This is a genomic window from Pseudomonas sp. VD-NE ins, assembly GCF_031882575.1.
GTDB lineage: Bacteria > Pseudomonadota > Gammaproteobacteria > Pseudomonadales > Pseudomonadaceae > Aquipseudomonas > Aquipseudomonas fluorescens_BZ.
Genome location: NZ_CP134772.1, coordinates 4,972,501 through 4,992,462, shown reverse-complemented (window position 1 = coordinate 4,992,462; position 19,962 = coordinate 4,972,501). Strand labels below are relative to the sequence as shown.

Genomic DNA, 19,962 nt, shown 5'->3' with positions numbered 1-19,962 from the left:
AAGCAAATCAGCAAGTGCGGATCGAGGTGCGGTACATATTTATAGCTTTGCAGCGAGGTTGAGTTGGTATTCTCTGCGGCCTGCCGCAAATCGGCGGCGCCAGTTAAACTGCGCCTTTGCGACGCTATTTGTCGCATTGCCGTAAACCCGTGAAAATCCGGGGTTTGCGCTATAAGAAGTTGTCGCTTGGCGACAAGGCCGGGCTGAAAACTGTCCTTACAATCCTCACCAAGCTCGCCAGTTTCAGGCGAGTGTTTCTCATCAGGAGACTCCGATGTCCGTTGAGCACGCTGCGGTACAACGCGCCGACTTCGACCAGGTAATGGTTCCCAACTACGCGCCTGCCGCTTTCATTCCAGTGCGTGGCGCCGGTTCCCGCGTCTGGGATCAGGCCGGCCGCGAGCTGATCGACTTCGCCGGCGGCATCGCCGTCAACGTATTGGGCCACGCGCACCCGGCGCTGGTCGGTGCCTTGACCGAACAGGCGAACAAGCTGTGGCATGTGTCCAACGTGTTCACCAACGAGCCAGCCCTGCGCCTGGCGCACAAGCTGATCGACGCCACGTTCGCTGAGCGCGTGTTCTTCTGCAACTCCGGCGCTGAAGCCAACGAGGCCGCGTTCAAGCTGGCCCGCCGTGTGGCGTTCGACCGTTTTGGCACTGAGAAGTACGAAATCATCGCCGCGCTGAACAGCTTCCACGGCCGTACCCTGTTCACCGTCAACGTCGGTGGCCAGTCGAAGTACTCCGACGGTTTCGGCCCGAAAATCACCGGCATCACTCACGTGCCTTATAACGATCTGGCCGCGCTGAAAGCCGCCGTTTCCGACAAGACCTGCGCAGTCGTGCTGGAACCGATCCAGGGCGAGGGCGGCGTGCTGCCGGCCGAACTGGCTTACCTGCAAGGTGCCCGCGAACTGTGCGACGCGAACAACGCGCTGCTGGTGTTCGACGAAGTGCAGACCGGCATGGGCCGCAGCGGCAAGCTGTTCGCCTACCAGCATTACGGCGTGACTCCGGACATCCTGACCAGCGCCAAGAGCCTGGGCGGCGGTTTCCCGATCGCGGCAATGCTGACCACCGAAGCGCTGGCCAAACATCTGGTCGTCGGTACTCACGGCACCACGTACGGCGGCAACCCGCTGGCGTGTGCGGTCGCTGAAGCGGTAATCGACGTGATCAACACGCCAGAAGTGCTGAACGGTGTGAACGCCAAACACGACAAGTTCAAAGCGCGCCTTGAGCAGATCGGCGAGAAGTACGGCCTGTTCACTCAGGTGCGTGGCCTCGGTCTGCTGATCGGTTGCGTACTGAACGATGCCTGGAAAGGCAAGGCCAAAGACATCTTCAACGCCGCTGAAAAAGAAGGCCTGATGATTCTGCAAGCCGGCCCGGACGTGATTCGTTTCGCCCCGAGCCTGGTGGTGGAAGACGCTGATATCGATGCCGGTCTCGACCGTTTCGAACGCGCTGCTGCAGCACTGACGCAAGCCTGATAGAGCCTTCGACGCCTGGAGTTTTTCAGGCGTCGAACCCAATTTTTGATGCCGGTGAGATTCATTGTGGGAGCGAGCTTGCTCGCGAAGAGGGAGTTTCAGTCGCCATCTATGCTGACTGATACACCGCTTTCGCGAGCAAGCTCGCTCCCACAGTGTCCGGTGTTTTTTTCTGTGAATTGATAAGAGAAAGGAGTGACACCATGCTGGTGATGCGCCCCGCGCAAATGGCTGATCTGGGCGAGGTACAGCGTCTGGCTGCGGACAGCCCGATTGGTGTCACTTCCTTGCCGGATGACGTGGAACGTCTGAGCGACAAGATCGCGGCGAGCGAAGCGTCGTTCGCCGCCGAAGTGAGCTTCAACGGCGAAGAGAGTTACTTCTTCGTCCTTGAAGATTCCACCACCGGCAAGCTGGTCGGCTGCTCGGCCATCGTCGCTTCGGCCGGTTATTCGGAACCTTTCTACAGCTTCCGCAACGAGACCTTCGTGCATGCTTCGCGCGAGCTGAAGATCCACAACAAGATCCACGTGCTCTCGCAGTGCCACGACCTGACCGGCAACAGCTTGCTGACCAGTTTCTACGTGCAGCGCGAGCTGGTCGGTTCGCCGTGGTCCGAGCTCAATTCCCGTGGCCGTCTGTTATTCGTCGCCAGCCATCCGGAGCGTTTCGCTGATTCGGTGGTCACCGAGATCGTCGGTTACAGCGACGAGAACGGCGACTCGCCATTCTGGGATGCGATCGGTCGCAACTTCTTCGACCTCAACTACGCCGAAGCCGAACGTCTGTGCGGGCTGAAAAGCCGCACGTTCCTTGCCGAGCTGATGCCGCATTACCCGATCTACGTGCCGCTGCTGCCGGATTCCGCCCAAGAGGCGATGGGCCAGGTGCATCCGCGTGCGCAGATCACCTTCGACATCCTGATGCGCGAAGGCTTCGAGACCGATCACTACATCGACATTTTCGACGGTGGCCCGACCCTGCATGCGCGCGTTTCGGGGATCCGTTCGATCGCCCAGAGCCGCGTGGTGCCGGTGAAGATCGGCGAGCCGGTCAAAGGTGCCGGGCGCCAGTATCTGGTGGCCAATGCGCAGTTGCAGGATTACCGCGCGGTGCTGCTGGAACTGGATTACGCGCCGGGCAAACCGGTGACTCTGGATCTGGAAGCGGCCGAAGCCCTGGGCGTCGGTGAAGGTGCCAGCGTGCGCCTGGTGGCGGTTTAACGCCTTAGCGAGTTTCACGGGTGGCGAAGGCGGCCCGTTTGAGGAGATAGCATGATTGTTCGTCCCGTACGCAGCAGCGATTTATCCGCGCTGATCGACCTGGCCCGCAGCACCGGCACCGGCCTGACCACATTGCCGGCCAACGAAGAACGTCTGGCCCACCGGGTCGGCTGGGCCGAGAAGACCTTTCGCGGCGAAGCCGGCCGTGGCGATGCGGACTACCTGTTCGTGCTCGAAGACGACGACGGCCGCGTGGTGGGGATTTCTGCCATCGCCGGCGCGGTCGGTATGCGTGAGCCCTGGTACAACTTCCGTGTCGGCCTCACTGTCAGCGCTTCGCAAGAGCTGAACATCTATCGCGAGATTCCGACGCTGTTTCTGGCCAACGACCTGACCGGCAATTCCGAACTGTGCTCGCTGTTCCTGCATGCCGATTACCGCAGCGGTCTGAACGGTCGCATGCTGTCGAAGGCGCGGATGCTGTTCATCGCGGAATTCCCTGAGCTGTTCGGCAACAAGATCATTGCCGAAATGCGCGGTGTCTCCGATGACGCTGGCCGTTCGCCGTTCTGGGAAAGCCTCGGTCGGCACTTCTTCAAAATGGAATTCAGTCAGGCTGACTACCTCACCGGGGTTGGCAACAAGGCGTTCATCGCTGAACTGATGCCGAAATTCCCGCTGTACACCTGCTTCCTCTCCGAAGGCGCGCGCAGTGTCATCGGTCAGGTTCACCCGGACACCGAGCCAGCCTTGGCGATGCTCAAGGGCGAAGGTTTCAGCTATCAGGGTTACGTCGACATCTTCGACGCAGGTCCCGCCATCGAATGCGAAACCGGCAAGATCCGCGCGGTGCGTGACAGTGAAGCGCTGGTGCTCGCTGTCGGTACACCGGGCGACGACGCCACGCCGTTCATCATCCATAACCGCAAGCGCGAAGACTGCCGTATCACCGCTGCGCCGGCGCGTCTGGCTGCCGGTACGCTGGTGGTCGATCCGCAGACCGCAAAACGTCTTCAACTCAACGCTGGCGACCAAGTGCGCGCCGTGGCGTTGTCCGCTGCACGGGAGTCGAAATAATGAATTCGCTATACATCGCAGGTGAGTGGCTGGCCGGTCAGGGCGAAGCCTTTCAATCGTTGAACCCGGTGACACAGCAAGTGCTGTGGTCGGGGGAGGGCGCCACCGCTGCTCAGGTTGAATCGGCGGTGCAGGCTGCGCGTCAGGCGTTTCCGGGTTGGGCACGTCGTACGCTGGAAGAGCGCATCAGCGTGCTTGAGGCTTTCGCCGCGTCGCTGAAAAACCACGCTGACGAACTGGCTCGCACCATTGGTGAAGAGACCGGCAAACCGCTGTGGGAAGCTGCGACCGAAGTGACCAGCATGGTCAACAAGATCGCGATCTCGGTGCAGAGCTACCGCGAGCGTACTGGCGAGAAGAGCGGCCCGTTGGGCGACGCCACTGCCGTGTTGCGCCACAAACCGCACGGCGTGGTCGCGGTGTTCGGCCCTTACAACTTCCCCGGTCACTTGCCCAACGGTCACATCGTTCCGGCGCTGCTGGCCGGTAACAGCGTGCTGTTCAAACCGAGCGAACTGACCCCGAAAGTTGCCGAGCTGACGGTTAAATGCTGGATCGAAGCGGGCTTGCCGGCAGGCGTTTTGAACCTGCTGCAAGGCGCTCGCGAAACCGGCATCGCGCTGGCGGCGAACCCGGGCATCGATGGTCTGTTCTTCACCGGTTCGAGCCGCACCGGCAATCATCTGCACCAGCAATTCGCCGGGCGTCCGGACAAGATTCTCGCGCTGGAAATGGGCGGGAATAACCCGCTGGTGGTCGACCAGGTCGCGGATCTCGATGCAGCTGTTTACACGATCATTCAGTCGGCGTTCATTTCTGCCGGCCAGCGTTGCACCTGTGCACGCCGTCTGCTGGTGCCCCAAGGCGCGTGGGGCGACAGCCTGCTCAAGCGTTTGGTTGAAGTCAGCTCGACCATCGAGGTCGGTGCATTCGATCAGCAACCCGCGCCGTTCATGGGCTCGGTGATTTCCCTCGGCGCGGCGAAAGCGCTGATGGACGCTCAAGCACATCTGTTGGCCAATGGCGCGGTGTCGTTGCTGGCGATGACTCAGCCACAGGCACAGGCCGCGTTGCTGACCCCGGGCATTCTCGATGTGACGGCGGTTGCCGAGCGTCCGGACGAAGAGCTGTTTGGCCCGTTGCTGCAAGTAATTCGCTACATCGACTTCGAAGCGGCGATCACTGAGGCGAACAACACCGCTTACGGCTTGGCCGCTGGTTTGTTGTCGGATTCCGAAGCGCGTTATCAGCAGTTCTGGCTGGAAAGCCGCGCCGGGATCGTCAACTGGAACAAACAGCTGACCGGTGCTGCGAGCAGCGCGCCGTTCGGCGGTGTCGGTGCCTCGGGTAACCATCGCGCCAGCGCCTATTACGCAGCGGATTACTGCGCGTACCCGGTGGCGTCGCTGGAGACTCCAAGCCTGGTGTTGCCTGCCGCCCTGACGCCTGGCGTGAAGATGGCGTGATGCCAATCGCTGGCAAGCCAGCTCCCACAGGGGTCGAGTCGTCCACAGAATCTGTGAACACCACCAATCCTGTGGGAGCTGGCTTGCCAGCGATGGCCGCACCGCGGTCTTAAAGAACAGTTACTGAAGCCTATAACAACAGATTCTCGTGGAGCCTCGCTGATGAAATCCTATGAAGTCAATTTTGACGGTCTAGTGGGGCCGACCCATAACTACGGTGGTCTGTCCTACGGCAACGTTGCCTCCCAGAGCAACAGCCAGCAGTCCTCGAACCCGAAGGAAGCGGCGCTGCAAGGTCTGGCGAAGATGAAAGCGCTGATGGAAATGGGCTTTCAGCAAGGTGTGCTGGCACCGCAGGAACGTCCGGACGTGGCCGCTCTGCGCCGTCTGGGTTTCAGTGGCACCGACGCTCAGGTGATCGAGCGCGCCGCTAAAGAAGCCATGCCGCTGCTGGTCGCCAGTTGCTCGGCGTCGAGCATGTGGGTGGCCAACGCCGCCACGGTTAGCCCGAGTGCCGACACCGCTGACGGTCGCGTGCATTTCACCGCCGCCAACCTCAACTGCAAATACCACCGCAGCATCGAGCACCCGACCACCAGCCGCGTGCTCGGCGCGATGTTCGCCAATCAGCAGCACTTCGCCCACCACGCCGCCCTGCCGGCAGTGGCACAGTTCGGTGACGAAGGCGCGGCCAACCACACGCGTTTCTGCCGTGAATATGGCGAGGCGGGCGTCGAGTTTTTTGTGTTCGGTCGCAGTGCCTTCGACAATCGTTTCCCGGCGCCGCAAAAGTACCCGGCGCGCCAGACCCTCGAAGCCTCGCAAGCGGTTGCGCGTCTGCACGGTCTGCGTGATGAAGGCGTGGTTTACGCTCAGCAAAACCCGAACGTGATCGATCAGGGCGTGTTCCACAACGACGTGATCGCCGTGGGCAATGGCGAGGTGCTGTTCTATCACGAGGATGCCTTCCTCGAGACCGACCAGATGCTGGCCGAACTGCAAGGCAAACTGGCCAAGGTCGGTGGCAACTTCCAGTCCGTGTGTGTGCCGCGTTCGGCAGTCACCGTGGATGATGCGGTGCGTTCCTACCTGTTCAACAGCCAGTTGCTCTCGCGTCCTGATGGCTCGATGTTGTTGATCGTGCCGCAAGAGTGCCAGGCCAACGAACGCGTCTGGACTTACCTGCAAAGTCTGACCAGCTCCGGCGGTCTGATCCGCGAAGTGAAAGTCTTCGACCTCAAGCAAAGCATGCAGAACGGCGGTGGCCCGGCGTGTCTGCGTCTTCGTGTCGCGCTTAACGAAACCGAACTGGCGGCGGTCAACCCAGGGGTTATCATGACGCCACCGTTGTACGGTTCGTTGACCGCATGGGTTGAAAAGCACTACCGCGACCGCCTGAGTGAAACCGATCTGGCGGATCCGCAATTGCTGCTTGAATGCCGGACGGCACTGGATGAACTGACGCAAATCCTTAAACTGGGCGCGGTTTATCCATTCCAGATCAATTGATGGCCGGCGCGTCGCCTGAACGCGGCGCGCGGCTTGTCTCCCCAAGAGAGTAAAAACATGAGCGATTCCCTGCAGCTGATCCTTGAAGACACCGACGGCACGCAACTGCAAACCTCGTGCACCCGCGTCGCGGTCATGTGGCAAGGCAAAGAGCTGTGGATCCAGCAGGACGGCCGTGGCCAACTGCTGATCGGCGTGGACGTTGAAGAAGGTGACGCCGAGTACGCCAACCTGCTGCTGCGCCCATTGGCGACTAATCTGGTAAGTCTGCAACTGGAAATGGAACCGGCTGATGTCGGCGACGACGAAGACCACGTGCACGGCCCGGATTGCAACCACGATCACTAAGGAAACCGCTCTATGCTCGCCCTCGGCAAACTGCTTGAACTGACCCTCGCCGGCCGCGAACCGGCGGAGAAGACTCAACTGACTGTCGAAGGCGTGCGTATGCGCTGGTTGAGCGAAGGTGCGCTGGAAGTCCGGCCACCCGAAGCCCGCGACAATGGCCTGGACCTGCTGCTGTCGGCAGGTATCCACGGCAACGAAACAGCGCCGATCGAGTTGCTTGATCGGTTGCTGCACGACATCGCACGTGGCGATCTGAAGCCGCGCGCACGCATTCTGTTCCTGTTCGGTAACCCCGAGGCGATTCGCAAAGGCGAGCGTTTCATCGAGCAGGACGTCAATCGGCTGTTCAACGGCCGTCATGAACAAAGCAGTGGCAGCGAAGCACTGCGTGCCTGTGAGCTGGAGCGTCTGGCGGCGAGTTTCTTCAGCCTGCCGGATCGCCAGCGTCTGCACTACGACCTGCACACGGCGATTCGTGGCTCGAAGATCGAACAGTTCGCGCTGTATCCGTGGAAGGAAGGTCGCCAGCATTCGCGTGTTGAGCTGGCGCGTTTGCGTGCTGCTGGCATGGAAGCAGTGCTGTTGCAGAACAAGCCTTCAATCGTGTTCAGCTCGTACACCTACGACAAGCTCGGTGCCGAGGCTTTCACGCTGGAATTGGGCAAGGCGCGGCCGTTCGGGCAGAACGACGGGGTTAACGTATCGCTGCTGGAAACCCGTTTGAAACAGATCATTGAAGGCACCGAGCCGGAGATGGCGGAGCAGGGGCTGGACGGTTTGCAGCTGTTCAGTGTCGCCCGGGAAATCATCAAGCACAGCGATGCGTTCCGCCTGAACCTGCCGCAGGACATCGAGAACTTTTCAGAGCTGGAGATGGGTTATGTGCTGGCCGAAGATCTGGCCAATACCCGCTGGATCATCGAAGAGCAGGGCGCGCGGATCATCTTCCCCAATCCCAAGGTCAAGAATGGCTTGCGCGCGGGCATCCTGATCGTCCCGACCACCGACGAAAACCTCGCCTGATAGCGATCTCTAAACCGGCACAAAACCAATGTGGGAGCGAGCCTGCTCGCGAAAGCGGTCTACCAGTCAACTTGTCGTCGGCTGGCAGTCCCTCTTCGCGAGCAGGCTCGCTCCCGCATTTGATTTGAGTGAGGTCAAAACCTCACTCGGCGTCAGACCGCTACAGCATGCGGCTCGGTGCGGCGCAGAGCGCGAACCTTGCGCAGCGTATCCGCGCAAGTCCGCGCCGCTTCCTGACCCTTGTGCACAAAGTGGTCAAAGAAGAACTTCTGATGTTCGTCGCCAGCATGGAAGTGGTGCGGAGTGAGGGACACCGAGAACACCGGCACTTCGGTTTCCAGCTGCACCTGCATCAGGCCGCTGACCACCGACTGAGCGACGAACTCGTGACGATAGATGCCGCCGTCGACAACCAGGGCTGCGGCGACGATGCCGGCATAACGACCGGTCTTGGCCAGCAACTTCGCGTGCAGAGGCATTTCAAAGGCGCCGCCGACTTCGAAGATATCGATGTCCGATTCCTGATAACCCAAGGCAATCATTTCGGCGACGAAGCCTTTACGGCTCTGGTCGACGATTTCCTTGTGCCAGCAGGCCTGGATGAACGCGACGCGCTCGCCGTGAGGGTGTTTGCTTTTGCTGTCGATAGCGGTGGGTTGCATGTTCTGACTCCTGTTTGTGTGAAAAACAGGGCGTTATGAATCGAAAGGGATTCAAGGGTGCGCACACGCACAACATCGCGCGGACGGCCCTTTGGCGTTAATCCCGTTCTCTCTTCATCCGGACTATGACCGTCGGCCCCGGAATCACACCGGGTCTGCTGACCTTGCCGCGATCACAGCTTTTGCCGTGTTCGTCGCCAAGCGCTCGCGGGCTATGCGCATTGCGCGCAATTACCGCCGGTGGGGAATTGCACCCCGCCCTGAGAACGTTTTTGCCGCCCTTTCTCGGGCGGCGCAGCGTTTTTAACACAGATTGTGGCTCTGTGCATTGCGCCTTTCTGATGATTGCCATCGAATTTTCTGGCGGTTCGAAACGGCTTTTCCTTGCGCAAGGCTTGATTAATCCGCGCGATGACCGCAGTAATTCAACTTCGTAAAGGGATTTCCCCTGCTGACTTGAGGCCAGGTTCATGAGCGTTATCGATCTTCGCAGCGACACCGTCACCCAACCGACTCCCGCCATGCTCGACGCGATGACCGCGGCGGACACCGGTGATGACGTGTACGGCGAAGATCCGACGGTCAATCGCCTGGAAGCCGAACTGGCCAAGCGTCTGGGCTTTGCCGCCGCGCTGTTCGTGCCGACTGGCACCATGAGCAACTTGCTGGGGTTGATGGCGCATTGCGAGCGCGGCGACGAATATATCGTTGGCCAACAGGCGCATACCTACAAGTACGAGGGCGGTGGCGCGGCGGTGCTCGGTTCGATCCAGCCGCAACCACTGGAAGTGCAGGCTGACGGCTCGCTGGATCTGGATCAGGTCGCGGCGGCGATCAAGCCTGACGACTTCCATTTCGCCCGGACCCGTTTGCTGGCGCTGGAAAACACCATGCAGGGCAAAGTGCTGCCACTGGAATATCTGGCTCGGGCCCGCCGCTTCACTCAGGATAAAGGCTTGCAACTGCACCTCGACGGCGCGCGCCTGTACAACGCGGCGGTCAAGCTGGGCGTCGATGCCCGGGAAATCACTCAGTACTTTGATTCGGTATCGGTGTGCCTGTCCAAAGGTCTTGGCGCGCCGGTCGGCTCGGTGTTGTGCGGTTCTGAGCAACTGATCGGCAAGGCTCGTCGTTTGCGCAAAATGGTTGGTGGCGGCATGCGCCAGGCCGGGCTGTTGGCGGCGGCGGGTCTGTATGCGCTGGATCACAACGTTGAGCGTCTGGCGGACGACCACGCCAACGCGCAATTGCTCGCCGACGGCTTGCGTGAAGCAGGTTTCATCGTCGAACCGGTGCAAACCAACATGGTTTATGTGCAAATGGGCGACAAAGCCGAAGCGATCAAGGCCTTTGCCGGCGAGCGCGGGATCAAATTGAGCGCCGCCGCGCGTCTGCGCATGGTCACGCACATGGACGTCAATCGCTCGCAAATCGAGCAAGTGATCGCGACATTCGTCGACTTTTCGCGCAAGTGACAGCGTTAGCCGTCCAATTGACCGTTTCTATCGTATAAACACGCTGTACCCCGCGCGCAGGGCCGATATAATGCGGCCCTTTGCCGTCGCTTCGTCTGTTGACGTTTCGAACAGGCCTTTGGCCGCAGCCTCCGTGGAAGAACCTAATGAAAAGCGCAGAAATCCGTGAAGCCTTCCTTCGCTTCTTCGAAGAGCAAGGCCACACCCGTGTAGCCTCCAGCTCTTTGATTCCGGGCAACGACCCAACCCTGCTGTTCACTAACGCGGGGATGAACCAGTTCAAGGACTGCTTCCTGGGCCAGGAAAAACGTGCGTACACCCGCGCGACCAGCAGCCAGAAATGCGTGCGTGCCGGTGGCAAGAACAGCGACCTGGAAAACGTCGGTTATACCGCTCGTCACCACACGTTCTTCGAAATGCTCGGTAACTTCAGCTTCGGTGACTATTTCAAGAAGGACGCGATCACCTACGCGTGGACCTTCCTGACCGGCGTACTGCAACTGCCGAAGGAAAAACTCTGGGTTACCGTTTACGCCTCGGATGACGAAGCGTATGACATCTGGACCAAAGAAATCGGTGTGCCTGCCGAGCGCATGATCCGCATCGGCGACAACAAAGGCGCACCGTACGCCTCCGACAACTTCTGGACCATGGGCGATACCGGCCCGTGCGGCCCATGCACCGAGATTTTCTACGATCACGGCGATCACATCTGGGGTGGCCCGCCGGGCTCGCCGGAAGAAGACGGCGACCGTTACATCGAGATCTGGAACAACGTGTTCATGCAGTTCAACCGCACCGCCGACGGCGTGTTGCATCCGTTGCCAGCGCCGTCGGTCGATACCGGTATGGGCCTGGAGCGGATCAGTGCGGTGATGCAGCACGTCAATTCCAACTACGACATCGACCTGTTCAAGAACCTGCTGAAAGCTTCGGCTGAGGCAATCGGTTGCGAAAACGGCGACCAGTCTTCGCTGAAAGTCGTGTCTGACCACATCCGTTCGTGCGGTTTCCTGATTGCCGATGGCGTGCTGCCGTCCAACGAAGGTCGCGGTTATGTGCTGCGCCGGATCATCCGTCGCGCCTGCCGTCACGGTAACAAGCTGGGCGCCACTGGCAGCTTCTTCTACAAGATCGTCGCGGCGCTGGTTGCCGAGATGGGCGAAGCCTTCCCGGAACTGAAGAAGCAGCAGAGCAACATCGAGCGCGTGCTCAAGGCTGAAGAAGAGCAGTTCTCCAAGACTCTGGAGCACGGCCTGAAAATTCTCGAGCAGGATCTGCTGGAACTCAAAGGCACCGTGGTGCCGGGCGACGTGGTGTTCAAACTCTACGACACCTACGGTTTCCCGATGGACCTGACCGCCGACATCGCCCGCGAGCGCAGCCTGACGGTCGACGAAGTCGGCTTCGAACGTGAGATGGAAGCCCAGCGTGTTCGCGCGCGTTCGGCCAGCTCCTTCGGTCTGGACTACAACACCCTGGTCAAGGTTGATGTGGCCACCGAGTTCACCGGTTACAAAGACACCAGCGGTTCGGCAAAAATTGTCGCTATCTATAAAGATGGCCAGTCGGTCGACGTCTTGAATGAAGGCGAAGAGGCGGTGATCGTTCTGAACCAGACGCCGTTCTACGCTGAATCCGGCGGCCAGATCGGCGACTGCGGTTTCCTTCAGGCGGGCAGCGCGCGTTTCGACGTACGTGACACCACCAAGACTGGCGGCGCCTTCCTGCACCACGGCGTGCTGGATTCGGGCAGCCTGACCATCGGCGCGCCAGTGGAAACCCACGTCGACGCCGAAGTGCGTCACGCGACTTCGCTGAACCATTCGGCCACGCACTTGCTGCACGCTGCGCTGCGTCAGGTACTGGGCGAGCACGTTCAGCAGAAAGGTTCGTTGGTGGATAGCCAGCGCCTGCGTTTCGACTTCAGCCACTTCGAAGCGATCAAGCCTGAGCAGATCAAAGCGCTGGAAGACATCGTCAACGCCGAGATCCGCAAGAACTCCGCCGTTGAAACCGAAGAAACCGACATCGAAACCGCGAAGAACAAAGGCGCGATGGCGCTGTTCGGCGAGAAGTACGGCGACAACGTGCGCGTCCTGAGCATGGGCGGTGATTTCTCCGTCGAGCTGTGCGGCGGTATCCACGCCAACCGTACCGGCGACATCGGCCTGCTGAAAATCATCAGCGAAGGCGGTGTGGCATCGGGCGTGCGTCGTATCGAGGCAGTCACTGGTGCTGCGGCACTGGCCTACTTGAACGCGGCAGAAGAACAACTCAAGGAAGCGGCCAGCCTGGTCAAGGGCAGCCGCGACAACCTGATCGACAAGCTGTCGGCTGTGCTGGAGCGCAATCGCCAACTGGAGAAGCAACTCGAGCAGTTGCAAGCCAAGGCGGCCAGCGCTGCGGGTGACGATCTGTCGTCTTCGGCACTGGACGTCAAGGGCGTGAAGGTCTTGGCCGCACGTCTGGATGGGCAGGACGCCAAGGCGCTACTGGCGCTGGTTGATCAGTTGAAGAACAAACTCGGCCGCGCAGTGATCCTGCTCGGCAGTGTCCATGAGGAAAAGGTCGTACTGGTTGCAGGCGTAACCAAGGACCTGACTGGCCAACTCAAAGCCGGTGATTTGATGAAGCAGGCTGCTGCGGCAGTGGGCGGGAAGGGCGGTGGTCGTCCGGACATGGCGCAGGGCGGCGGTATTGACGCCGGCGCACTGGATGGCGCACTGGCGCTGACCGTTCCATTCGTCGAGCAGGGTTTATAAGACGGCCCGTCGGGCCCGCAGTCTAGTGGCGGGCCCGGCGGCTGTTCGAGTGATTATTGGGCGCCCTTCATGGGCAGAGGCGGCTTTGAAATGGCTTTGATCGTACAGAAATTTGGAGGCACCTCGGTCGGTACTGTCGAGAGAATCGAGCAGGTCGCCGACAAGGTTAAGAAATTCCGCGATGCCGGCGATGACCTGGTGGTTGTGCTGTCTGCAATGAGCGGCGAAACCAACCGTCTGATCGATCTGGCCAAACAAATCAGTGGCGACACTCAACCGGTTCCGCGTGAACTGGATGTGATCGTTTCCACTGGTGAGCAGGTGACGATTGCCCTGTTGGCCATGGCGCTGATCAAGCGCGGCGTGCCAGCGGTGTCGTACACCGGTAATCAGGTGCGGATCCTGACCGACAGTGCGCACAATAAAGCGCGTATCTTGCAGATTGATGACCAGAAGATTCGCGGTGATCTGAAAGCGGGTCGCGTGGTGGTTGTCGCCGGTTTCCAGGGCGTCGACGAACACGGCAACATCACCACCCTCGGTCGTGGCGGTTCGGATACCACCGGCGTGGCGCTGGCTGCTGCGTTGAAGGCTGACGAGTGCCAGATCTACACCGACGTCGATGGTGTTTACACCACTGACCCGCGTGTCGTGCCAGTCGCTCAGCGTCTCGACAAGATTACCTTTGAAGAGATGCTGGAAATGGCCAGCCTCGGTTCCAAGGTGTTGCAGATCCGTGCGGTGGAATTCGCCGGCAAATACAACGTTCCGCTGCGCGTACTGCACAGCTTCAAGGAGGGTCCGGGCACCCTCATTACTATTGATGAAGAGGAAACCATGGAACAGCCGATCATTTCCGGCATCGCTTTCAACCGCGATGAAGCCAAGCTGACCATCCGTGGCGTGCCAGACACCCCGGGCGTGGCGTTCAAGATTCTCGGCCCGATCAGTGCCGCGAACATCGAAGTCGACATGATCGTGCAGAACGTCGCGCACGATAACACCACCGACTTCACCTTCACCGTGCACCGCAACGACTACCAGGCCGCACAGACCGTGCTGGAAAACACCGCTCGCGAGATCGGTGCCCGTGAAGTCGTAGGCGACACCAAGATTGCCAAGGTCTCGATCGTCGGCGTCGGCATGCGTTCCCACGCAGGCGTGGCCAGCCGCATGTTCGAATCCCTGGCAAAAGAAAGCATCAACATCCAGATGATCTCGACTTCGGAAATCAAGGTTTCCGTGGTCATCGAAGAGAAGTACCTGGAACTGGCCGTGCGCGCCCTGCACACGGCTTTCGAACTGGATGCTCCCGCCCGTCAAGGCGAGTAATTCCGTTTCTTGAAGGGCGCGGTCTGACCGCGCCCTTTATTTTTTGAATGGCGCGAGCCCTCAACTGTTCTTTTGCTCGCGCTGGTCAATACTCAGGCATGTAGGGCTACGATCGCTCCGGTTGTAGGTCGGGTGCCTTTTTTTTGCAGACTGTTGTCCCTGAACTGAATTGCGTGAGGAGAAAGGTATGCTGATTCTGACTCGTCGGTGCGCAGAAAGCCTGATTATTGGTGATGGCGAAATCACCGTGACCGTGCTCGGCGTTAAAGGAAACCAAGTGCGTATCGGCGTCAACGCCCCGAAAGAGGTTGCCGTGCACCGTGAGGAAATTTACCTGCGTATAAAGAAAGAGAAGGACGAAGAACCAAGCCATTAATTTTTATCGATTTTTATGTTTGCAAACGGGGAAAAGGTTGGTTAAGATACGCCCCGTGTTGCGGAGAGCTGGCCGAGTGGCCGAAGGCGCTCCCCTGCTAAGGGAGTACACCTCACAAGGGTGTCGGGGGTTCGAATCCCCCGTTCTCCGCCATTATTTGCTTAGTACGTCGTAATCTGGCTTTTTCTGTAAGTTGTTGAAATTAATAGAAAAAGTGGTTGGAATAGAGATTAGACGGGCTATAATGCGGCGCAACAAATGCACTCGTAGCTCAGCTGGATAGAGTACTCGGCTACGAACCGAGCGGTCACAGGTTCGAATCCTGTCGAGTGCACCATTTAAGAGTCAGTTACAGCAATGTAAATGACTTGGCTTCAACCAGATGTGATCTGGTCTAAAAACACAAATGCACTCGTAGCTCAGCTGGATAGAGTACTCGGCTACGAACCGAGCGGTCACAGGTTCGAATCCTGTCGAGTGCACCATTTAAGAGTTGATTGCAGTAATGCAGCTAACTTGGCTTCATCCAGTTGTGGTCTGGGCTAAAAACACAAATGCACTCGTAGCTCAGCTGGATAGAGTACTCGGCTACGAACCGAGCGGTCACAGGTTCGAATCCTGTCGAGTGCACCATATACCGAAAAGCCCGCGTTTAACGCGGGCTTTTTGCTGTCCGGGATTTGGTTTTTGCCTTTACGCATCCTCGCTCATCAAAATCTATTTGAGCACTACGGCCTCGCTTGAGGTCGTATCGGTAGCTCGTCGTCGACGTTCGAATATTCACCTTGTCCGGTTTGCCTAGCGCGCTTTCGACGTCTTGCTGATTCATGCCGGCAATCACGCGTTGATTGATGATCGCTGCGCGACGTTGTCTCGCGTCGATCAGGTTTCCGCATTTGTCTTCATTGTGACCAATGATGCCTGGTTCTCTATTTCGCGTTGTCATGCCTGATGTTTCTTCGTGGTTGTGCTCCGGCATCACTGCCGTGACTGATCCGGGGGAGTAGGGGTGGACTTCCTGTGCTGAGCGCCGTTCACCGTGCGCACAGCTCATCGAGGTGAACGTGACGCTGCCATCAGCGGCTTCACAGCGATGAAGCGTGATCGCGGCGGCGTCAGGGGGCAGGCAGAGCAGGCTGGCGACTACAAGGTGAGGTGTTTTAAATGGCATTCGACGTCCTCCATGACGATCTACGCTCAAGGGTAGTCGATGCATTTTTCGGTGCCGGTGTGTTTTCTTTTCAGGATGAGTCGTCGCATTTGCAGGGATCAGGACAGTGCTCAGGTTTGTTTCGCAAGCGCTTGTTTCGACCGTGATTTTTTAACGTTTAAAACCGTCAGGCGGTGTATCATTGCGCCCGTCAGCCCCGCCGGGGCTTATGGAAAACCTCCATGGACTTACCCAGTAGTTACTCAGTAAATAGTTTCACCAATCATGAATTGACTGATTGATCCTTCCGGCGTGCCCCGCTGCTGGGAGTGGAGTTCGCCTATGTCTGAAATCGAAGTAAAGAAAACACAAGAAAGCCTGCAGGATCGCCTGGCTCAGGTCGTCGAACTGCTGCAGCGTCAGCGGGTCGTCGAAGACCTGACTCATCGCCAGGAAGGCGCGCATCACGATCGCGTCGAAAATCTGGTTCACCGGCAAAATCTCGTCGAGCTGCAACGCAAGCTTGATGATCTGCACTCCGCCGACGTCGCCTATATCCTTGAAGCCTTGCCGCTGGACGATCGTCTGACGCTCTGGCAATTGGTCAAGGCTGATCGCGACGGCGACATTCTTCTCGAAGTATCCGACTCCGTTCGTGAAACGCTGATCGCCGACATGGATGATCACGAGCTCCTGGCTGCCGCCAAGGACATGGATGCCGATGAACTTGCTGACCTGGCTTCCGAGCTGCCGCGAGACGTCGTCCATGAACTGATGGAGAGTCTGGATAACCAGCAGCGTGAGCGCGTGCGGTCGGCCTTGTCTTACGACGAGGAGCAGGTCGGTGCGTTGATGGACTTCGAGATGGTGACTATCCGTGAGGATGTCAGCCTTGAAGTGGTTCTGCGTTACCTGCGTCGCCTCAAAGAGTTGCCGGGTCACACCGACAAGCTGTTCGTTGTCGACTACGACGGTGTGCTCAAAGGTGTGCTGCCGATCAAGCGTCTGTTGGTCAATGATCCAGACAAGCAGGTTGCCGAGGTGATGGCTAGCGATCCGGTAAGTTTCCATCCGGACGAAGATGCTTACGACGCTGCTCAGGCGTTCGAACGTTACGACTTGATCTCGGCTCCTGTGGTCGACAAGAACGGCAAGCTGATCGGTCGTCTGACCATTGATGAAATGGTTGACCTGATTCGTGAAGAGAGTGAGAGCGAAGTTCTCAACATGGCCGGTCTGCGTGAAGAGGAAGACATCTTTGCCTCCGTCTGGAAGTCTTTACGCAACCGTTGGGCATGGCTGGCGGTCAACCTGATCACTGCGTTTGTCGCCTCTCGAGTGATCGGTCTGTTCGAAGGCTCGATCGAGAAACTGGTAGCGCTCGCAGCACTGATGCCGATCGTGGCCGGTATTGGCGGCAACTCCGGTAACCAGACCATCACCATGATCGTTCGCGCCATGGCGCTCGACCAGGTCAGCACCGGCAATACTTCGCGCCTGATGCGCAAGGAATTGGCCGTTGGCTTGATCAATGGCCTTGTCTGGGGTGGTGTGATTGGTGTGGTTGCTTACCTGCTTTACGGCAGTTGGTCGTTGGGCGTGGTAATGACTGCGGCAATGACGCTCAATCTGTTGTTGGCAGCCCTGATGGGGGTATTGATTCCGATGACCCTGGCAAAAATGGGGCGGGACCCTGCCATGGGTGCGAGCGTGATGATTACCGCGATGACTGACAGTGGCGGCTTCTTCATCTTCTTGGGGTTGGCGACAATCTTCCTGCTCTGATCGGTATTAGCGAAACTGCCCGCCAATTGGCGGGCTTTTTTGTGTCTGCGAAATCTCAAATTCCACGCAAAAAAAAGCCAGCGGTTAAGCTGGCTTGAGATGTTCGGTATGACTCAGGACGCGTCTGCTGCCATTTCGGCGTCGTGGGCAATCAAGGACACCAGTGCGTTCTGTTGGCGGTGAGACAGTTGACGGAAACGTTGCAACAGCTCGCGCTCGTGCAACGACAGCTCCGGGCTGTCCAGGCGCATGCTCAGCTCTTCGCCCAGTGCGCCTTCCTGAATAAGACTCTGCTCAAGGCGCGCGATGATCTCGGAGTTCATGCTGCGATGATGATTGCGAGCCACCTCGGCAATGCGTTCACGCATTCCGTCTGGCAGACGTACGACGAACTTGTCAGCCGTACGGCTGGAATAAATTGCCTGTTTCAATGGGCGCATATATTTAACCGGTTAGTTCAGGGGAGCGGTTCTCGGGATTGGCCGCAGGATGTGTGGTAGGACAAGCATCCGCGCCAAATGGTTCAACCTGAATTGTTAAGAGGCCCGCATCATGCCTCAAAATTGCCAGATCATTGGCGTCAATTCTGTGACAAATATTGAGCTGGGTAAAGGCGTAATGCCAGCACCAATCATCAGAAATGCGGACTGGTTTGAAATCTTTACCTCTGCCCGCATCCTTGTCCGCTTCTTGCTGCACATCAATTGATGTCCGATGGCATCAGAACGTGCATGCTATGCGGGTTCTGCATCCTTGTTCCTTACCTTTACAGAATAGTGGCAAATTGCCGATTTACTAGTGGCAGACACCTGCCGAGGGCATTTTCGGGATGGATGGCAAGCTAATTTATTTGATGGGGCCGTCCGGTTCAGGCAAGGACAGTTTGATTGAGGCCGCGCGCGAGCCATTACTTGCGTTGAACTGCCAAGTGATTCGCCGGGTGATCACGCGATCTGCTGAATCGGTGGGGGAGGATGCTATTGGCGTGACGCCGGAGGAGTTCGAGCGCCGCGAGCTCGTCGGCGGTTTCTCACTGGCCTGGCGTGCCAACGGCCTTGCCTACGGGATTCCAGTGAAAATGGATCAATGGCTGAATGCTGGACGGCATGTATTGGTCAATGGCTCGCGGGCCAATCTGCGTCAGGCAATGGAGCGCTATCCAGAACTGCTGCCGGTTTTGTTGACGGTCAGGGATGAAGTGTTGCGAGAGCGCTTGCTCAGGCGCGGCCGAGAAACGCTTGAGCAGATTAACGCAAGGCTGGCTCGCAACGTGTTGTTCAAGGATAGAAGATCAAGTGATGCGCCGGTACATCTAATCGACAATTCCGGAGACTTGGCGGATGCCGTGAATGGTCTCTTGCGTCTGATCAGGCTCAGCGTAAAACCGGATCAAATTTGATCTTTCGTCCTGCGGCCAATGCGAGCACAAATAGCACGGTACAAACAGCGCAGCCAATCAGGGGCAGGGTGATTTCAGCGCCCTCGAACAGCGATAAATGCACAACGCCGCTCAATAGGGCGAGGATCAGAAATCCCGCAGCTGACTTGGACATGTTGTACTCCTGAAAATATTTCAAAAAACCAGACGTTCGGAGGTCAGTGCTGGTCGCACCTGCTCAGAGTTGCTGACGGCCTGTGGGGTAGAGGTGTCCTGATCGCTCAGCACCGCCAGTTGGGGTGCTCTTTGAACCTGCAAGTAATGTGGCATGCGCTGGGCCAATGGCTCCGGCGAGTCGCTTTCGGCCACAAAATGGAAACCCACCAAAACCGCTAGAGCAATTGCGTTTGCAAGCAAAAGGGTGCTGTTCATGGGTGTAGCTCCGAATGTTCTTCTAATAGAACAGACAAAGCAGCCCTCGTGCCAACAGTTTAACCTCTGTTAAGTCCTTTAAAAACAAGCATTTGAGCGGGTTTTTCGGATTGTGCAGGTTGCAATCTGCAATGATGGCTTTTTAGGGGGAGTGCAAAATGCACGGTAATTCTTCCCGCAGCATCACAGGGCTCCTGCCTACACTTAAAAAGCCTACGGACGACATGACAAATCGGGGTTCGGTGGTTAACATGCACGCCGTCCGTTATGCAGCGTCTGCTGCGACAAACGAATGTCCCAGTAGCTCAATTGGATAGAGCATCCCCCTCCTAAGGGGAAGGTTGGCAGTTCGAACCTGCCCTGGGACACCATCCATCGTTGAAACTCCCTTCTTTATAATGCTCGCTGGTCCTGAGGTGCTCAATCCGTACGTGAGGTGAGGCATAGTCGCGGCTTGCATGCCCTT

The 19,962-nt window shown here is 58.3% G+C and carries 18 protein-coding genes, 5 tRNA genes and 1 riboswitch; of the genes, 18 read left to right on the top strand and 5 right to left on the bottom strand.

Going from position 1 to position 19,962, the window contains the following annotated elements; genetic code table 11:
• Window positions 1–274: 274 nt before the first annotated feature.
• The 7 genes from RMV17_RS22285 to astE all read left to right on the top strand — a co-directional run bounded on the left by RMV17_RS22285 (window position 275) and on the right by astE (window position 8,141).
• Window positions 275–1,495 carry an aspartate aminotransferase family protein gene (locus tag RMV17_RS22285; protein ID WP_016983954.1) on the top strand — a complete coding sequence of 407 codons (1,221 nt, stop codon included), beginning with the start codon at window positions 275–277 and terminating at the stop codon, window positions 1,493–1,495.
• Between the two features lie 203 nt (window positions 1,496–1,698).
• Window positions 1,699–2,718: an arginine/ornithine succinyltransferase subunit alpha gene (gene aruF, locus RMV17_RS22280; RefSeq protein WP_007919353.1), complete on the top strand. Its 1,020-nt coding sequence runs from the start codon at window positions 1,699–1,701 to the stop codon at window positions 2,716–2,718.
• A gap of 51 nt (window positions 2,719–2,769) precedes the next feature.
• Complete coding sequence (gene astA / locus RMV17_RS22275; RefSeq protein WP_077574191.1) at window positions 2,770–3,795, top strand: arginine N-succinyltransferase; 1,026 nt, start codon at window positions 2,770–2,772, stop codon at window positions 3,793–3,795.
• Complete coding sequence (astD, locus tag RMV17_RS22270) at window positions 3,792–5,261, top strand: succinylglutamate-semialdehyde dehydrogenase (RefSeq protein ID WP_311887080.1); 1,470 nt, start codon at window positions 3,792–3,794, stop codon at window positions 5,259–5,261. Before astA ends, astD begins: the two co-directional genes overlap by 4 nt.
• Before the next feature lie 162 nt (window positions 5,262–5,423).
• Window positions 5,424–6,770 carry an N-succinylarginine dihydrolase gene (gene astB / locus RMV17_RS22265; protein WP_311882598.1) on the top strand — a complete coding sequence of 449 codons (1,347 nt, stop codon included), beginning with the start codon at window positions 5,424–5,426 and terminating at the stop codon, window positions 6,768–6,770.
• Window positions 6,771–6,827: 57 nt separating this feature from the next.
• Entirely contained in the window at window positions 6,828–7,118 is a 291-nt protein-coding gene (locus tag RMV17_RS22260; RefSeq protein WP_016983958.1) for a hypothetical protein, read from the top strand.
• Window positions 7,119–7,130: 12 nt separating this feature from the next.
• Complete coding sequence (gene astE, locus RMV17_RS22255; protein WP_311882596.1) at window positions 7,131–8,141, top strand: succinylglutamate desuccinylase; 1,011 nt, start codon at window positions 7,131–7,133, stop codon at window positions 8,139–8,141.
• A gap of 152 nt (window positions 8,142–8,293) precedes the next feature.
• Here the strand turns inward: astE and RMV17_RS22250 are convergent, their stop codons facing one another.
• Window positions 8,294–8,803, bottom strand: a complete 510-nt coding sequence (locus tag RMV17_RS22250) for a 6,7-dimethyl-8-ribityllumazine synthase (RefSeq protein WP_311882594.1) — start codon at window positions 8,801–8,803, stop codon at window positions 8,294–8,296.
• A gap of 101 nt (window positions 8,804–8,904) precedes the next feature.
• Window positions 8,905–9,075: riboswitch (FMN riboswitch) on the bottom strand.
• 198 nt (window positions 9,076–9,273) lie between these two features.
• Here RMV17_RS22250 and ltaE point away from each other — a divergent pair.
• The 8 genes from ltaE to RMV17_RS22210 all read left to right on the top strand — a co-directional run bounded on the left by ltaE (window position 9,274) and on the right by RMV17_RS22210 (window position 15,384).
• Window positions 9,274–10,278, top strand: a complete 1,005-nt coding sequence (gene ltaE, locus RMV17_RS22245) for a low-specificity L-threonine aldolase (RefSeq protein WP_311882592.1) — start codon at window positions 9,274–9,276, stop codon at window positions 10,276–10,278.
• A gap of 146 nt (window positions 10,279–10,424) precedes the next feature.
• Window positions 10,425–13,043, top strand: a complete 2,619-nt coding sequence (alaS, locus tag RMV17_RS22240) for an alanine--tRNA ligase (RefSeq protein ID WP_311882590.1) — start codon at window positions 10,425–10,427, stop codon at window positions 13,041–13,043.
• Window positions 13,044–13,133: 90 nt separating this feature from the next.
• The gene (locus RMV17_RS22235) at window positions 13,134–14,375 is read left to right on the top strand and encodes an aspartate kinase (protein WP_007919332.1); all 1,242 of its coding nucleotides are present in this window, start codon (window positions 13,134–13,136) and stop codon (window positions 14,373–14,375) included.
• A 187-nt stretch (window positions 14,376–14,562) separates the two neighbouring features.
• Entirely contained in the window at window positions 14,563–14,751 is a 189-nt protein-coding gene (csrA, locus tag RMV17_RS22230; protein WP_002554426.1) for a carbon storage regulator CsrA, read from the top strand.
• A gap of 62 nt (window positions 14,752–14,813) precedes the next feature.
• Window positions 14,814–14,904, top strand: a tRNA-Ser gene (locus RMV17_RS22225).
• A gap of 107 nt (window positions 14,905–15,011) precedes the next feature.
• Window positions 15,012–15,088, top strand: a tRNA-Arg gene (locus RMV17_RS22220).
• Between the two features lie 71 nt (window positions 15,089–15,159).
• Window positions 15,160–15,236, top strand: a tRNA-Arg gene (locus RMV17_RS22215).
• 71 nt (window positions 15,237–15,307) lie between these two features.
• A tRNA-Arg gene (locus RMV17_RS22210) sits at window positions 15,308–15,384 on the top strand.
• Window positions 15,385–15,403: 19 nt separating this feature from the next.
• Here RMV17_RS22210 and RMV17_RS22205 read toward each other — a convergent pair.
• Window positions 15,404–15,922 carry a cell envelope protein SmpA gene (locus RMV17_RS22205; protein WP_311882586.1) on the bottom strand — a complete coding sequence of 173 codons (519 nt, stop codon included), beginning with the start codon at window positions 15,920–15,922 and terminating at the stop codon, window positions 15,404–15,406.
• 321 nt (window positions 15,923–16,243) lie between these two features.
• Between RMV17_RS22205 and mgtE the strand changes: the two genes are divergently transcribed.
• Window positions 16,244–17,686, top strand: a complete 1,443-nt coding sequence (mgtE, locus tag RMV17_RS22200; RefSeq protein WP_034153320.1) for a magnesium transporter — start codon at window positions 16,244–16,246, stop codon at window positions 17,684–17,686.
• 113 nt (window positions 17,687–17,799) lie between these two features.
• Here mgtE and RMV17_RS22195 read toward each other — a convergent pair whose 3' ends face one another.
• Complete coding sequence (locus tag RMV17_RS22195) at window positions 17,800–18,126, bottom strand: Arc family DNA-binding protein (RefSeq protein ID WP_003178899.1); 327 nt, start codon at window positions 18,124–18,126, stop codon at window positions 17,800–17,802.
• Between the two features lie 389 nt (window positions 18,127–18,515).
• On the opposite strand from RMV17_RS22195, the gene phnN reads away from it, so the two are divergent.
• A complete protein-coding gene (gene phnN / locus RMV17_RS22190; RefSeq protein WP_311882583.1) occupies window positions 18,516–19,085 on the top strand; it encodes a phosphonate metabolism protein/1,5-bisphosphokinase (PRPP-forming) PhnN in 570 nt (189 codons plus the stop codon).
• On the opposite strand, the gene RMV17_RS22185 is transcribed toward phnN, so the two are convergent.
• A complete protein-coding gene (locus RMV17_RS22185) occupies window positions 19,060–19,239 on the bottom strand; it encodes a PA3371 family protein (protein WP_034153318.1) in 180 nt (59 codons plus the stop codon). The two genes, phnN and RMV17_RS22185, sit on opposite strands and share 26 nt — an antisense overlap.
• Window positions 19,240–19,259: 20 nt before the next feature.
• Window positions 19,260–19,496: a hypothetical protein gene (locus RMV17_RS22180; protein WP_108227165.1), complete on the bottom strand. Its 237-nt coding sequence runs from the start codon at window positions 19,494–19,496 to the stop codon at window positions 19,260–19,262.
• A 294-nt stretch (window positions 19,497–19,790) separates the two neighbouring features.
• On the opposite strand from RMV17_RS22180, the gene RMV17_RS22175 reads away from it, so the two are divergent.
• Window positions 19,791–19,867: transfer RNA gene (locus RMV17_RS22175), tRNA-Arg, on the top strand.
• Window positions 19,868–19,962: the final 95 nt, after the last annotated feature.